13 protein-coding genes, 1 tRNA gene and 2 pseudogenes are annotated in these 13,894 nt (G+C 34.2%); 3 read left to right on the plus strand and 13 right to left on the minus strand.

Annotated elements, in window-relative coordinates:
* Nucleotides 1–79 precede the first annotated feature (79 nt).
* The 4 genes from tnpC to OPR58_RS05900 form a co-directional block, all read right to left on the minus strand.
* Nucleotides 80–1,423 carry an IS66 family transposase gene (gene tnpC / locus OPR58_RS05885; RefSeq protein ID WP_265022223.1) on the minus strand — a complete coding sequence of 448 codons (1,344 nt, stop codon included), beginning with the start codon at nucleotides 1,421–1,423 and terminating at the stop codon, nucleotides 80–82.
* Nucleotides 1,424–1,536: 113 nt separating this feature from the next.
* Nucleotides 1,537–1,911, minus strand: coding sequence for a hypothetical protein (locus tag OPR58_RS05890; RefSeq protein ID WP_265022224.1), 375 nt, complete (start codon nucleotides 1,909–1,911; stop codon nucleotides 1,537–1,539).
* A gap of 598 nt (nucleotides 1,912–2,509) precedes the next feature.
* A complete protein-coding gene (locus OPR58_RS05895; RefSeq protein ID WP_264375108.1) occupies nucleotides 2,510–2,620 on the minus strand; it encodes a hypothetical protein in 111 nt (36 codons plus the stop codon).
* A gap of 165 nt (nucleotides 2,621–2,785) precedes the next feature.
* Nucleotides 2,786–3,019 (minus strand): hypothetical protein, encoded by a 234-nt coding sequence (locus OPR58_RS05900; protein WP_265022225.1) that lies wholly within the window; start codon nucleotides 3,017–3,019, stop codon nucleotides 2,786–2,788.
* A 143-nt stretch (nucleotides 3,020–3,162) separates the two neighbouring features.
* On the opposite strand from OPR58_RS05900, the gene OPR58_RS05905 reads away from it, so the two are divergent.
* A complete protein-coding gene (locus OPR58_RS05905) occupies nucleotides 3,163–3,432 on the plus strand; it encodes a hypothetical protein (RefSeq protein ID WP_265022226.1) in 270 nt (89 codons plus the stop codon).
* A gap of 141 nt (nucleotides 3,433–3,573) precedes the next feature.
* Nucleotides 3,574–3,951 (plus strand): hypothetical protein, encoded by a 378-nt coding sequence (locus tag OPR58_RS05910; protein WP_265022227.1) that lies wholly within the window; start codon nucleotides 3,574–3,576, stop codon nucleotides 3,949–3,951.
* Nucleotides 3,952–4,316: 365 nt separating this feature from the next.
* Here OPR58_RS05910 and OPR58_RS05915 read toward each other — a convergent pair.
* The 6 genes and pseudogenes from OPR58_RS05915 to OPR58_RS05940 form a co-directional block, all read right to left on the minus strand.
* Nucleotides 4,317–4,403 (minus strand) — tRNA-Ser (locus OPR58_RS05915).
* A 31-nt stretch (nucleotides 4,404–4,434) separates the two neighbouring features.
* Nucleotides 4,435–5,232 carry a DUF2163 domain-containing protein gene (locus OPR58_RS05920; protein ID WP_265022228.1) on the minus strand — a complete coding sequence of 266 codons (798 nt, stop codon included), beginning with the start codon at nucleotides 5,230–5,232 and terminating at the stop codon, nucleotides 4,435–4,437.
* A gap of 117 nt (nucleotides 5,233–5,349) precedes the next feature.
* Nucleotides 5,350–5,742, minus strand: a pseudogene (locus OPR58_RS05925) (transposase); the annotation flags it as partial.
* Between the two features lie 40 nt (nucleotides 5,743–5,782).
* Complete coding sequence (locus OPR58_RS05930) at nucleotides 5,783–6,742, minus strand: IS5 family transposase (protein WP_265022212.1); 960 nt, start codon at nucleotides 6,740–6,742, stop codon at nucleotides 5,783–5,785.
* Nucleotides 6,743–6,853: 111 nt separating this feature from the next.
* Nucleotides 6,854–7,408: pseudogene (locus OPR58_RS05935) on the minus strand (IS110 family transposase); the annotation flags it as partial.
* Between the two features lie 457 nt (nucleotides 7,409–7,865).
* Nucleotides 7,866–9,908: a WD0745 family porin gene (locus OPR58_RS05940; protein WP_265022231.1), complete on the minus strand. Its 2,043-nt coding sequence runs from the start codon at nucleotides 9,906–9,908 to the stop codon at nucleotides 7,866–7,868.
* A gap of 328 nt (nucleotides 9,909–10,236) precedes the next feature.
* On the opposite strand from OPR58_RS05940, the gene OPR58_RS05945 reads away from it, so the two are divergent.
* Nucleotides 10,237–11,550 (plus strand): lipase family protein, encoded by a 1,314-nt coding sequence (locus OPR58_RS05945; RefSeq protein WP_265022232.1) that lies wholly within the window; start codon nucleotides 10,237–10,239, stop codon nucleotides 11,548–11,550.
* 42 nt (nucleotides 11,551–11,592) lie between these two features.
* Here OPR58_RS05945 and OPR58_RS05950 read toward each other — a convergent pair whose 3' ends face one another.
* From OPR58_RS05950 to OPR58_RS05960, 3 genes are read right to left on the minus strand one after another with little or no spacing between them, the layout of a single operon-like run.
* On the minus strand, nucleotides 11,593–12,420 hold the full coding sequence (locus OPR58_RS05950) for a 3'-5' exonuclease (protein ID WP_019236725.1): 828 nt from the start codon (nucleotides 12,418–12,420) through the stop codon (nucleotides 11,593–11,595).
* Complete coding sequence (era, locus tag OPR58_RS05955; RefSeq protein WP_265022233.1) at nucleotides 12,413–13,297, minus strand: GTPase Era; 885 nt, start codon at nucleotides 13,295–13,297, stop codon at nucleotides 12,413–12,415. The genes OPR58_RS05950 and era overlap by 8 nt, the downstream gene beginning before the upstream one ends.
* A gap of 51 nt (nucleotides 13,298–13,348) precedes the next feature.
* Nucleotides 13,349–13,819: a hypothetical protein gene (locus OPR58_RS05960; RefSeq protein ID WP_265022234.1), complete on the minus strand. Its 471-nt coding sequence runs from the start codon at nucleotides 13,817–13,819 to the stop codon at nucleotides 13,349–13,351.
* Nucleotides 13,820–13,894: the final 75 nt, after the last annotated feature.

Here is a 13,894-nt window from a genome sequence, read left to right on the forward strand (position 1 = left end):
CATTTACCTACTACATAGCTCGCTCCAGCTCCAAGTAACGCACCAACTATAGCAGTAACCGTTCACGGAATATTCCCAATTAGGCAGGAATAGCGACTAAATTCTGTAGTTTCTGGACAGGATTCTGATCATTCAAACGTGCAGTCAAAAATATCGAAAGCATTCTTTCAATGAACTTTTCTCCACGTTCTGACCAAGTGAAAAAACTATTTTTACGATAAATGACGTACCGTCTAGCCTGACGTTCTGCAAGGTTATTGGTTGTCTCGATCAGATCAGGATTGCGCACGAATCTCCACATCATATCTTCAGAACGTAGTATATTGGCAGCCATTCTCGAGGCCTGAGTTCCTTTTGCAACCCTTGTTATCTCTCGCAAAAAATGTTTCACCCTTTTTCGAATCTTCCTCATTAACCGGAAAAATCTTAAATTGTCTATCAGGTTTTGTTTACGTGCTCTATCTACCACAAATACCCTGTTGCTCAGCGATTTTAATGCTGCGCCAATTCTGCTCACTTCAACATTTTTACTGTAAAAAAACCTTTCAAAGTCCCTTGCTAAATGGGCCCAGCATATCTGTCTGTTTTCACGATTAAAGTAATTATACGCAGCATACCTATCGCTTATAACTATTCCATCATACTCTGGCAATAGCCCTTTTAATATCTTCTTTCCGCGAGATCCAACTAACTTCATAAGTGTTGCTGTTTTATTCGTTACTACCCAACTCCAACCTTTCTTTCCCTGGTTCCTATGGCTTGTTTCATCTATATGTAAATACTTGCTTTTCCGTAGCTCTTCTCTTATTTTTTCGTATTCAGATATACATTTTTCTGATACTCTACCCTCGGTCTTTGATACCAAACCTAGGCTTATATTCAGATTAAATATGCTGCTCAAAATTTGCTGTACTTCCCTTTTTGAATTGATAAAAAATCCACTAAAACTGCTAATTACTGCTTTTGCTTTAGCTCCTAAAAGATCCCTTGTCACACCTTCAGGCAGACTAGCTGAGATCCTTTTCTTACACGCCTTACAGTAGCCTTTTTGTAGCCTATATTCAGTCACTATCGGTTTAATTTTTGGCAATTCAACCTTTTGATGCACAGTTTCTTCTTCTAAAATAACTTGGCTTCCACACATGCAAATTGTATCAATTGAACATTTTACCACCTCATCTGCTACCATCAATTCCCGCTTGTGCGCTTCATGTCCTGGCTGCCCGCCTGGTTTTTTATCGCTCTTCTTTTTTGTCTTTTTGCGATATACATCTTGCGATGGTGGCAGCGATGAATTTTTTGAATTTAAACCCAGCTTATCCTCTAGCTCAATTATTTTTGTCCTTAACTTATCATTCTCTGCTTTCAGAGTACCAACTTCTGACTCCAATACCACAATCTTTTCTTGTAGCACCTCTATCATCAACCCCTCATCTATCTAGTTTATTGTTTTTTATACTAATTATGCAATTTTTGTAAACTACTTTCTTATACCGTGAATGGACAAAGTTGATAAGCCTAAACGCCATCATGTCTTTAGGAGAGTCTGCTAATGAAGGCTCTTAAGTTGACGCCATTGCGTGAACGGTTACCTATAGCAAATGCAATCAACACTACACCAGAACCGCCAATAAGAGCTAAAGTTTCTTGCCATAAACAACATGCTGCAACTAGACCAGCAACTAAACCAATTCCTACACCTATGCACCTAAGTTTCATGTTATTACTAATATTGTAACCTCTTCTAGATTTTATGTTATGACTAGTATCATGATCTCCAAAACCAAATTCTTTTATATCTGTTCTTTCTTTTATAAATTTGATAAGCTTACATATTTCTTTGTTACTTGTGTCGTTATGCAAATCATATAAATTTATAACGCCATCCTTTACATATTTTTCAAAATTCATTTTATTTTTCCATACTATTAGAATATGTTTTTATTACACTGAGCATCTTAACAATTGGTAAATTCCCATATAAGAATAAGTAGATAATCTTACCACTATAGGTGGGACTAAAGCGCGATAAGATTAAATTCCTGAAAAATGTTGGTAAGAAGAGCTTTTCCAAAAACAATAAAGTTAAGAGTTGAAGAGATAGTAAAAGAGCGACTTACAGTTAATCCAATTGATTTTGGTGAATCGTTTTGTTACAAACTCAAAGGATACAGAAGACTGAGAACTGGCGATTATCGTATCATGTAAATGCTGCAAAGTATGAAGTGTTTCAATAAAACACAGAAAAGACATTTACGAGTCTGAGGCTCCATACTAATATCCTTCCAGTATTAACTTACTGTAACCTTTCCGGTTGAGCCACTGCGATTCTTTGCAACGTTTATCTCTAATTCGTTATTAGCATCGATTTTATAGTCTGTAGAGTAGTAAAATTATAGGGGTATAGTCAAAAAATGAGTTATTTTTGAGCTGAGCAAAGCCACCTAAGGTGAAGAGGAAGGAGAGGTGTATAATATAATATTTATAATTTACTTACGTAACTTAACGATTATTGAAAAACATAGTTCTTAAGTACCTTCAAAGCTTTCTCGTAAATGGTATCCCTATGTCCTATTGTAATAATAGTTACTTCATGTTTTTTGGTGTCTGCACAATACATAATACGGTAATCGCTGACTCTTAGTCTTCTAAACCCTTTAAAGCTATGGTATAAAGGCTCACCAATGGATCGACTGTAAGGCGTTCCTGTATTGCTTTATTTACTCTTGATTCTATTTTTATCGGTAAAGCTGGAAGATCTTTTTCAGTGACATTCTTCAAAAATTTAATCTTGTAGTCCACTTGATCTCCACTTTACATCTTTGTAATCAACTGTTTCTGCACCTTCAACATCATATTGATCAGCAACCACAGATAGCAAAAAATCTTCCATTTCACTATCTATTGCTTCTTTGAGTAGTTTCTCTGCTAGTTCTTGAGCGGGTTGCTTAGTAAGTTCAGATAACTCAGTAAGATGCTGTAAAGTTTCTTTACTGAAAGCTAAATTAGCGTTTGCCATAAGTTTTACCGAAATCTACTAATAATTATACAACATTTTCCTAAAATTTTCAATAAAGAAAGCGAAGTAATTATATCAGTATTAATATTATATTAATACTGATATGTTAATATTATATTAGTTTTTTAATTAAGGAGAATATTATGTTAGGAAATTTACAGAGTGAAAAAATAGGAGTAGATTTACAACAAAAGTTGGATGTACAGTATGTGAGCGCATGGCATCGCAATTGCCTCAACAACTGTGAAAAAAATTCATGGACTGTGCCCGGTGAGGCACTATGCAAACTCAAGTGTGATTTACAGGCTTCCCCATCTGATTCACAAAAGTCAGCATCTATTGATGTAAGTGATACATTAAGAGGTATTGGAGACAATTTCTATGCTCTTGCAGATTCAGCGTCTGTTCTGTAGAAGGTACAGGTTTAATATCAAAAAAGTGTGAGGCTTCTTTTGTCTTCCGAAATTTTCAATAAAAGCAATCATACTATTGTTAATATAGTATTAATGCTTATATGTTATAACTATGTTAATTTTTTAATTAAGGAGAATGTTATGGTATCTAATTTACAAAGAGGTATTGTTGCTACAAATTCAGGAAGGTGGGGAGATAATATATTCAAAGCTCCAGAACAAGAGTTGAAGGATCAATTAATACAACATGGAGTAACACGGGTACATCTGGGAGAAGTACTGAACCATGATCCATTTGATGGACATTACTGGTGCCATAGACAGTGTGAAAGTGACTACACTAAATGGTACGAAGGACTCGATAAATCTATGTGCAAGGCCAGATGCAATAGACAATATCAAGCTCCAGAGAAATCTCAGAGTTCTGAATATCCTTCACAAGCTAGTGACATAAAGAGTACATTAAAAAATATTGGAGATAGTTTCTATACTCTCGCAGATTCATTTTCTGTTCTGTAGCAGATACAGTAAAAAGCGTGAGGCTTCTCTTGTTTTCCGGAATTTTCAATAAAGAATTGTATTGACATATTATGGTAGGTTAAGTATATAGCAGTTTGCTGATGCTCGTGAGAAATGACACATACTAAGTATAGTATTGCAAGATATTGTTAGGAATAGGGAAGGTATGCTGGCTACTGGATGTATTTCTATGATAACAACTACTCTTCGTCATCAAAAATCAAGAAGGCTCTGCAACTTGATAACTCTATTATTTTGTTGACGTAGATGACTCTGAAAAATTGCGGAGCTGAAGTGCTAATGCTATATGGTTATTACGTTCAAGAACAAAACGGAAAATCCTATGTTATACTAGAAATAATGTGCGGAAAAGGGGGGATTCGAACCCCCGACATATTTTCATATGTGCACGCTTTCCAAGCGTGTGCTTTAGACCGCTCAGCCACCTTTCCATACTTATTCATAATATTAAAAATTATGCTGCTAAACAACTGGTATATATGGTTCGCCACGGAAATTCACAGTATTGTTAAACTTGTTTTTGCACGTTAAAAACGCTTTATCACAACCTGCAAGTATCGAATATTTATCTCCGGTAGAAATTTGATATGGAGGAGAAGCAAATAATGTAACTACTTTATTTTTGTATTCTTTAACTACAACTTCAAATGTTGCTGAACTAAAGAATTTTACCACTCCGTGCTTATAATATCCATCGCTTTCGATTAAATTAGTGTCTTCAAATCTTCTTTCATCTATCACTTTAGTAATTGTGCTCATTCTACTAAACTTTTTAGCATCAGCTTTACATCTATCATCGCAAAATTGTGCCCTGCATACAGGAGAATATAGCTCTGTTATGCTTCTCTCAAGCTTTGTCGCAAGACCTCTAATTTCAGCGATAAACCTCCCACTATTTAATGTTACTTTACCAAAAGTTCCTGCATGCAAATTCATAATTCCCTGACTCAAATCTTTATAATTCACAAGAAATATTTCAATATTTGCAAAGTCATGCCTTCCTGATAAAACATCTTTTTCTTTAATATCAGCACTATTTAATATTCCTTCAATTTCTAGATTATCAGTTCTCAAATCGCTATTTAATATTATACTGCTGGCTATAAAACCGCTTGAAGATTTATAGAGTATATTATTGAGATTTAAATCTTTATCATAGTCAGTGAATCCCATTACCTCCCCACTTACAAGTGTTAATTTCCAGCAAGTAGCGATGGTAAGTAATTCTCCAGTTAAATGGTTTTTTAGTTTGGTTTGCATACTGCTTAATTGATTGAATTTGAAAACGTTCGATAGGTAAGGGATTATGATAATTTATCCATTATCTGAGTAGCCATAGGGTGTGATGCCAGTGTCCAGACACTGGCATCTACCGTCTTAAACATCAAGATAAAAATTATTGTTTTTTATCATAGCATTTAAACAAATGATGATTTTTCTCATTACAGCAACTAAAGCAACTTTAGCGGCTTTGCCGGAGTCAACTAAACGCTGGTAAAATACTTTCATTTTTTTATTATGACGCATTGCAACCACAGCAGACATGTATAATGCTTTTCGAGCATAAAATCTGCCACCTATGACTTGGGCCTTGCTTACTTTCCTTCCGCTTTCACTAGTTTTTGGTGCAACTCCAACTAGACAAGCTATTTCCTTATTATCTAACCTGCCAAGTTCAGGTACCTCTATGAGTAGGATACTTGCGGTTTTCCGTCCAACACCTTTATAGCTAGTTAGCAGTTTGCTTTTTTCCTTCAAATCAGGATGGCTTTGTTGCATAGCACTGATAGGCATGTAAATCACAATGAACTTACGCAGCTAATTTAAATTTAGCCATACCAATATCAGTAAATTTGTTCAGTAAGTAGCACTTAATTAACAGCTCTTTTTCACGATTTACCTCTGATTTATTTTTCAAGCCAAACCCAAATATTTGCTTCAACCTATAGAAAAAGACTTCAATATAAGACCGTGCTCCATACTTAACTTTTTTCTTCCATTCATTAATACCATCTTCATAATTCTCATATGACCTAATTCTACTAATATACTTGTTTCTTTCTGATAAGTAGTCAGCTAAACAAATTTTAGTATCCTTCCTAGGGCGAATAATAGGCACAATATTGTATTTTCTGCATTCTTTATACACACTTTTTATATCATAAGCCGCATCTGCTCGAATAGAACAAATGTTATATTTATCACTGACTTCTTCTAACATATCGCAGACCGGCAAATAGTCTACAGCAACACCACTAGTGTAGTTCATGCTTATTGCTTTCTTATCATTTATGTTTAAAATAACATGTAATTTTCTTACTTGACCATAACCACTGTATTTTCTTTTTCGAATATTAAGCTTACTATGCCCACCGTTATTATTGTAGATACTAACTCTAGTGCTATCTACGGCAATTTCAACATTTTCCAGATCATCTTTATTGCTTCTATGGTCATCAATCTTCAAATTAAGCTTTTTAAATCTTCTGGAAGCTTGTGTATAGCTGATAATCTTAAGTTTTTTGCCTATTTGTACCATATAACCTTTTACAAAACCTACAGCTTGTCTCAAGCCAATTCTAAAAAGATGAACTATTATGTGTATTAAAATTACAACTTTATCACTATAAGTGTTATTGCCACCTGCAACTTTTGGACTATTTTCATACCAATTTTCTATGGCTTGATTAACAAAATGAAAAACATTTCCTCTTTTTTTTAGAAACTCATTATATTCTCTTTGGTTACTTACTCTCATTTTTTGTGGCATAAGTTATACTTGTTTGAAAAATGCCTATTTTACAACAAAATGCGTTAGTAACCATAAGCTTTTCTCCTTACAATAACCTCAACCAACACTAGCTATGCAACAAAGCCAATCAGGATCAGAGTTTATTATATCTTCTATGTCTTGCCTAACTTGCTCTAATTGTTTTTTTGCAAATTCTATCTGTTTTTCTATATATTCCCTGGCTTTTCCTGTAACCTTATGCAAACGACACTTATTTGCGTGAACTTCATCGTTTAGATTGCGCTCAATTGCTCTTAGCTCTTTTAGTTCTTCTTGCTTTTGTGAAACTATGTATTCTATTACTTCGTCATTTTTTGTGATAAATTCAGCATATTTTTCTAGTAATTTTGCATCTAATTTATCTGTTTTTGCAAAGTGGTTGCAGGCTTTTGCAAATGCATATACCCGATTTGGGTGAGCTCTGTGAACAGCTATGTTATATTCCCGTAACAACTTTATGACAAGTTTTTCATAACCACCTGTTGATTCTACTACACATAACCTAACAAATACGTTAACTATTTTTGACTTTATAAACTCAGATATAGCTCTTTCTACATTTTCTATACGCTGATGTTTATTGTTAATTGAGATATCAAGTGTTTCTTTTGAAACATCAATACCAATGAAAACTGTTCTAGCCATTTTTGTACCTATAAATATAATCAAATAATAATGTAAATGTTGTACAGGATTGTGATTCGATCTTTTTGATCCCCCTACCGTTCGTACTCCATTTTTTAAAGCAAGGAGTGTACTGAGATGCCTACGATTTCTATCAATCAACCCAATTGACAGTATCACTCCTTGCTCATTATAGCCTTGCGGCTTTGATTTAATATACAATCCAGTCCTTTTATACAAAAAACGTTGTAAAGTGTTTAGCTGGATTCCAGTGTCAAGCACTGGGATGACACCATTTACTATGCAAATTGCCACAATTTTCGTACAGCTGTGACTGGGATGACATTACTTATTGTGTGAATAAAATAAATACTCGTAGAGTTTGTTACGCACTGGCTTATGTTTATTTGATCGACAAATAAACACTAACAGACAAGACACACCACATTCAAGTTGTGGTGTGTATTACTAGAACAAATTAGAAAGAAAACTTCACACCAGTTAGTAGAAGAATTCCTTGGTTAGAAGGTACATCAGTACCTTTTTGGTCTTTCAGCGCACCTTGTTCATCAGTCATAAAATAATGTAAGGCTGCATAAGGAACAAACTTGCTCTTATTGCAAGAAGATAGATCATACTGAACACCAAGTGCAACATCATGAAGCATATCTTTGTCGCTCATTCTGCTACCAAAGTATGTCAAGCTTGTGTAGATATTATCATATTGATAACCAGCACCTGCAGTCCAATACATGGTGTCCTTGTCATTAAATTGCTTTAAGCCATTTTTTCTAACATCATCATTAGTATCTTTATATTCTTTTGAAGTAGGGTTGAGTTCCTTGATACTCTTCGGTTGACCAGATTTGCCTAAATATGCAAAAGAAGCAGCGAATTTTATATTTTGACCTTCATCAATCTTATAATCAGCGCTTACACCCAAATTAACACCCATCAGGTCATTGTACTCTACAAATTCCTTATAAAGATGCTTATCTTTACTCGGTTGCTTTGAAACCCCATATTCACCAACTACGGAAGTTTTAACTTTTACATTATGTTTACTAAAGTCATATTCATATGATGCACCAGCACTTATTATATGCTGGTAATCTGGTCCAACATGTCTTAACGTTTCCTCATTCTTTACCCCTGTTACCTTATTACTTGAATCTTTGAGGAAATCTGGAGCTATTTCTTTTACAACGGATAAACCACTATCGTAGCGAGGTGAGTAGCTAAGACCAAATCTTGCACCCATATAATTCGGCGAGTAGTAAGCAGCTCTAAATGGCAATGTGGTCATAACCTCTTTGTTGTATTTTCCTGCCATACGGAAGGAGAGTTTTTCGCTCTCGCTCGAGAAGCTTTCAGTGTAAAGACGTGGTGTTACGTAAAATGGGAAGTTTGCAGCACTTCCTTCTAAGTTTACTTTTCTGAACCAGTCACTATCTGCAGCTCCATCAACAGTTGCAATTCTTGTTGCATCAAGTCTCATCAGAGACTCAGGACCAAACTGATAGCCAAGTTTCAGATCACCATATTTTGAATTCAAAAACACATGTGCACTTCTACCTCTTGCAGCATTCACGCCTTGTGAAGCTCCTTTACCTTCAGTAACTGGAACATGGAATTGTACATCGGCACCATAACGAAGACCAATATCCTCATTTTTATTTTCAGCTCTTAAGTGCAATATTGCATCTGAAATCATGCCCATGTTTTCACTGTAATCACCAATATTCCCTATCCCTTTAGGAAATATTGGATTTGCTCCTTTTATACTATCTGGAGTATTGTTAAAATAATCTGTAGATTTACCTGGCATAACATTATAATGGTTATAGCCACTTAGCCCATGGTTACCATAACCTTGAGAATCAACAACGCCACCGAAAGTTATTCTTAAACCATCCCCTTGATTGGGATTGATAATATCAATCCCACCAACTGAAACAACAGGACTTGCCTTACCTTTTTCCTCTGTATTGCTGTTAACAACTTTTACATCCTTTTTTATATCTTTAGCTTCAATTTTAGCATTCTTAGTTTTAGAACCCTTAATTTTTGACTTTTCTACATTAGAATTTTTAGTACTTAGAGCTTTCGCCTTTGAATCCTCTATAAGCTTTGCTTTTTTCTCTTTTGCTAGCCTAATTTCATCTTTTTTCTTTTGTTTTGCTACTAATTTTAACTCTTCTTTTTTCTTCTTTTGTTCAGCTGCTAATTTTAACTCCTCTTTTTTCTTCTGCTCAGCTGCTAATCTTAGTTCTTCTTTTTTCTTAAGCTCCTCAGCTTTTTTTCTTGGATCAGCATTACATATCCTGTCCATTTTTTCTTTTAGTTTCTTATTTGACGTCTTCATCACTTCCATCTTTCCAGAAGTTTTGATTGACTCGTTACTCTCTTGCTTTTTTACTTCCTTCATACTCTCGTCAGAAAAGTCAGCAGCAAAGCCACTGAAAGAACATAAAGTCAATAGAGAAGCTAGAGCAGTTCTAGTATAAATAGATTTTTTCATGAAGTGCCCCCAAAAAATTTTAAAATCATAACATAAATAGTATAAAGGTGTTGAAAATCCAACTTAAAGCAACCTTATAGCGAAAATAAAAGTAAAATGCAATACTTTAAAAGCAACTTTCTTAATACGCTCAACGTGTATATTAACCAAAATTTAGTACAGAGGTTTGCTTGTTAGTGTATTATAACTCTATACTTATTCTATGGAAGTAAAATTTACTCAAGTGAAAGTACATAAAGATTAAAATATTAATATAACTATTGACAATAATATTAGTTTATATTATAATTAGTAAATTATTGTTTTATTTTTAATAATCAAGGTATTTATGGATTTTAGTTTTTTACGAAATTGGTTTAGCACTACAGGTGCTGCTACAGGCTCAGAGCCAGGTAATACTGAACAGCCAGATTCTATTTCAGTAGATGATGGCAAATACGAGATAAAAGAATATGACGATGAATTTGAGATCATTGAAGATTATGAATTTATAAATCGTGCTGATCCAAATGAGCCATGTTCTTTACCTTCTGACTATAAAATAGATGAAAGTATTGTAAAAATTGCAGGATTTGATCGAGAGAAATTATTAGAAATGGGTAATTTCTGCAAGATAAGCTATGGCGATGATGATGGTAAATTAAGTAAAAAAAGATGTAACAACCTAGCTCAAAGAGTATACAAAACTGAATTTGAAATTGTAGAAGATTTTGAAATTGTTCCATCTACTGAAAAAATGTATAAAACTAGAGCTGAACTCATCAGCGAAGGTTATGAAATTATTCCATTTGGTAATAGCTTTGAAAAAGATGCTGGTCACGTTTTTATAAAAGGTAAAGAAATAACAATAGCTTACCATGGTACTCGTCTGAGCCAGAGTTTTAATGATGGAATTACTGATATAAATGTACTTTTTGCTACTTCGGAATTTTTACCTGAAGGTGGAAGAATTCATTGTGGTTTCTATAATTCATTTATGGATTCATGGCCTAATCTGTATGGCATTTTGAAATCTCATGCTGAAAAACAGGGATCAGAAATCAAGGATTTTAAAATTAATCTCACAGGTCACAGTATGGGAGGAGCTATTGCTAAGATAGCTGCTTTATGCCTCAATAAAACAGAAGGAGCTGAAGATGTTCATGTTGCAACTTTTGGTGATCCACGAGTTTTTGATCTTACTGCTAGTGAATTTTATAATGATGTTCTTCAAGAAAAAACCATTAGAGTAACTCAACATAGACAAGACCCAGTACCAGCGGTATCACCTGGTATTTGTGGTTATGCTCATGTAGGTGCACAATTGAGAATATCAGTACCTGAAGGATATTTTGTTCATCAAATAGATGGTTATCATGAAGCCATTAAAATAATGGATGAAAAAGATTTCCGATCGAACAATAACGTTTCTCTCTTTTATTACCCTTCGAGAATATTAAGTCGAATTAACTGTGCAGTTTTAGGTAATGCTCAATATTATGCTGCTAATTTAGGTAATTATATTCTTGGTGGACAAAATTTTTTCGAGAAAGTAAAAAAGGAATACCAAGATAAAAACTTAGAAAATTTTTCTAAGCTTGAACAAGCAGAAGTTAAGCAAAGGGCACATCAAAATGTCTTTTCTACTACAAGGAGTTTATAACTACTATACAGAGCAATCATTAGATTGCTCTGTAGCATCTATTCATTTAAATTCAATATAAAAATTTTCACCAGAAGTTATTTTCCATTCTTCTTTAAATTTCTTTAGGTGTTCTTTTTTTTCGCATTCTAAAAGCAGTTCTTCTATGCTCTTATTATAGCTTTCTGTAGTAATTCTTCCTTGATGATGCATAAACCTCAAATAAATCAAATAAGTGTTAATCACATCTGTTTCACAATAATCGCGAATCTCTTGTATTTTGCCACTATCATATAAGTCCATAACTTGTGAACCATCAACTCCAATCTTACCGGGAAGATTAAATGCTGCGCAAACTTCGTTCATCTTCATTCTTGCAGAAGCTCCAAAATCAGAGAGAGATTCAAGCAAATCACAATGCCAATCACTACTGTACCTCTGATTGTAACTATTCCACTTATCGCCAGCTTTGTGAAAATATTCTGCTTGAATGCCATGAACCATAGCACGGTACTTCAGTACCGGTATATCAAAAGTGCGTCCATTGAACGAAACTAGTCTTGGCTTTTTCTCTGATATGTAGTTAAAAAATCCCTTTACTAGCTCTTTTTCATTGGAGTTTACTGTGCCTCCAGATCTTATTTCTTGTAGTGTGAACATTTCATAACCGCTCTGGCGTGTTATATTACAAAGTAAAAAACTAATGACTACAACAAGGTGGAAGGGCTGACGCAGAAAAGAGTTTTGCCCGTTTGTTATTTCAAGATGATATTTTGTTAATGCGTTCCTCTTTTCTTCTACACTGCTATCATCACTAATATTTAGTAAATTCTTGCAGGAATTTACATCTGGTATAGTTTCAATATCAAATACTAACAAAGAATTAAGCATTACTTATATATTCCTCAGGGCGATCAGTCCAAGGTCGCACTTTTACGAACAAAAAGAGATGAACTTTACACTCAAATAACTTTTCCAATTCTGTACGTGCCTCGATATTAATTTTTTTTATGCTACTGCCGTCTTTTCCTAGCACTATTTTCTTATGATTATCTTTCAATACAAATATGATCTGTTTTATGACTAAACTCTTATCTTTTTTTTCCTCAAATTGTTCAGTTATAACAGCTGTAGAGTATGGCAATTCTTCACGTAGGTTCAAGAATAACTTTTCTCTCGTAATTTCCGCTGATAAAAAATCAGCTGAGGAATCAGTTATTTGATCTTTTTCATAAAACCAAGGGCCTATCGGTGCAATTTTAGACAAGTAACTAGTCAGATCAGAAAGTCCATCATTCTTCAGTGCCGAGATCGTAAAAATTTTTTCAAACTTATAAAGCAAATTTAGGTGCTCATGTGCCATCTTGAGCTCTGATTTCTTTACTAAATCAGTTTTATTGATAACCAAAATGCATCTGCCTTTTGTGCGCTCCAGTCGTGCAAATATCGTTTTTATTCTTTCTATATTTTTTAGGTAATTGTTTACATCAACAAGCAATAAAGTAATGTCACTATCCTTAACTGCTCCCCATGCAGATTTGACTAAAGCTTTTTCAAGATTTGTTTCTGCTGAAAACACTCCCGGAGAGTCAGTAAAAACAATTTGCGCATTGTTGCATATAGCAACACCCCTTACCTGTGTCCTTGTTGTCTGCACTTTAGGGGTGACAATTGCAATTTTCTTGCCTAAGATGCTGTTAATTAGCGTTGACTTTCCAGCATTTGGCAAACCAGCTATCGTTACAAATAAGCATTTTTCTTCTTTCACAAAGGAAATTATAAAGAAAACTAAACGTTAACGTCAAACAACTTTTTTTAATTATTCTTTAACTAGCCCGTTTTCTTCCTCTTTTGAAGAAAAACATTTTCCAACTTTTTCAACTATAGGTGATATAATATAATCATTCACTTTTTCAGCTATTGGTTCAATAACACAAACTGTTACAAATAACCCTGCGATTACTGCTATGGGTGCTATCACCGCACCTGCTAAAGCTGCCGATCCCATTCCAAGCGTTGCACCAGGAAAAATAGCCATTGTAGCTGCAGCAAGACCAACTCCAATTGCAAAGCTTGCAGCACAAAAACAAGCACCAATAAAAAAACTTTTTTTGGAAAAATTTTTATTATAAATCATTATGCATGTAAATAAGGCTGGCAGAACAGAAGCAACAATTCCACCCATCACCAAAGGTGACAGAGCTGTAAAACTGAGCGCTAAGCCTGTAAGTGCTCCTATTGTTGTAGCTACACCTAAAGCAAGTAATATTTTTTTAGTATCATCATTCATATAATCTCCTTAAATATAAATTTCTAAAAAACTTTTCTAGTATAGCTAAATTTCTTAGATAAATCAATTAATTTT

Origin of the sequence: Wolbachia endosymbiont (group B) of Ischnura elegans, from assembly GCF_947251585.1 — a bacterium.
Classification (GTDB): domain Bacteria; phylum Pseudomonadota; class Alphaproteobacteria; order Rickettsiales; family Anaplasmataceae; genus Wolbachia.

Excerpts from the sequence above, each read along its gene's own strand:
- tnpC (WP_265022223.1), bottom strand. The coding sequence starts at position 1,423 with ATGATAGAGGTGCTACAAGAAAAGATTGTGGTATTGGAGTCAGAAGTT.
- OPR58_RS05890 (WP_265022224.1), bottom strand. The coding sequence starts at position 1,911 with ATGAATTTTGAAAAATATGTAAAGGATGGCGTTATAAATTTATATGAT.
- OPR58_RS05895 (WP_264375108.1), bottom strand. The coding sequence starts at position 2,620 with ATGTATTGTGCAGACACCAAAAAACATGAAGTAACTATTATTACAATA.
- OPR58_RS05900 (WP_265022225.1), bottom strand. The coding sequence starts at position 3,019 with ATGGCAAACGCTAATTTAGCTTTCAGTAAAGAAACTTTACAGCATCTT.
- OPR58_RS05905 (WP_265022226.1), top strand. The coding sequence starts at position 3,163 with ATGTTAGGAAATTTACAGAGTGAAAAAATAGGAGTAGATTTACAACAA.
- OPR58_RS05910 (WP_265022227.1), top strand. The coding sequence starts at position 3,574 with ATGGTATCTAATTTACAAAGAGGTATTGTTGCTACAAATTCAGGAAGG.
- OPR58_RS05920 (WP_265022228.1), bottom strand. The coding sequence starts at position 5,232 with ATGCAAACCAAACTAAAAAACCATTTAACTGGAGAATTACTTACCATC.
- OPR58_RS05930 (WP_265022212.1), bottom strand. The coding sequence starts at position 6,742 with ATGCCACAAAAAATGAGAGTAAGTAACCAAAGAGAATATAATGAGTTT.
- OPR58_RS05940 (WP_265022231.1), bottom strand. The coding sequence starts at position 9,908 with ATGAAAAAATCTATTTATACTAGAACTGCTCTAGCTTCTCTATTGACT.
- OPR58_RS05945 (WP_265022232.1), top strand. The coding sequence starts at position 10,237 with ATGGATTTTAGTTTTTTACGAAATTGGTTTAGCACTACAGGTGCTGCT.
- OPR58_RS05950 (WP_019236725.1), bottom strand. The coding sequence starts at position 12,420 with ATGCTTAATTCTTTGTTAGTATTTGATATTGAAACTATACCAGATGTA.
- OPR58_RS05960 (WP_265022234.1), bottom strand. The coding sequence starts at position 13,819 with ATGAATGATGATACTAAAAAAATATTACTTGCTTTAGGTGTAGCTACA.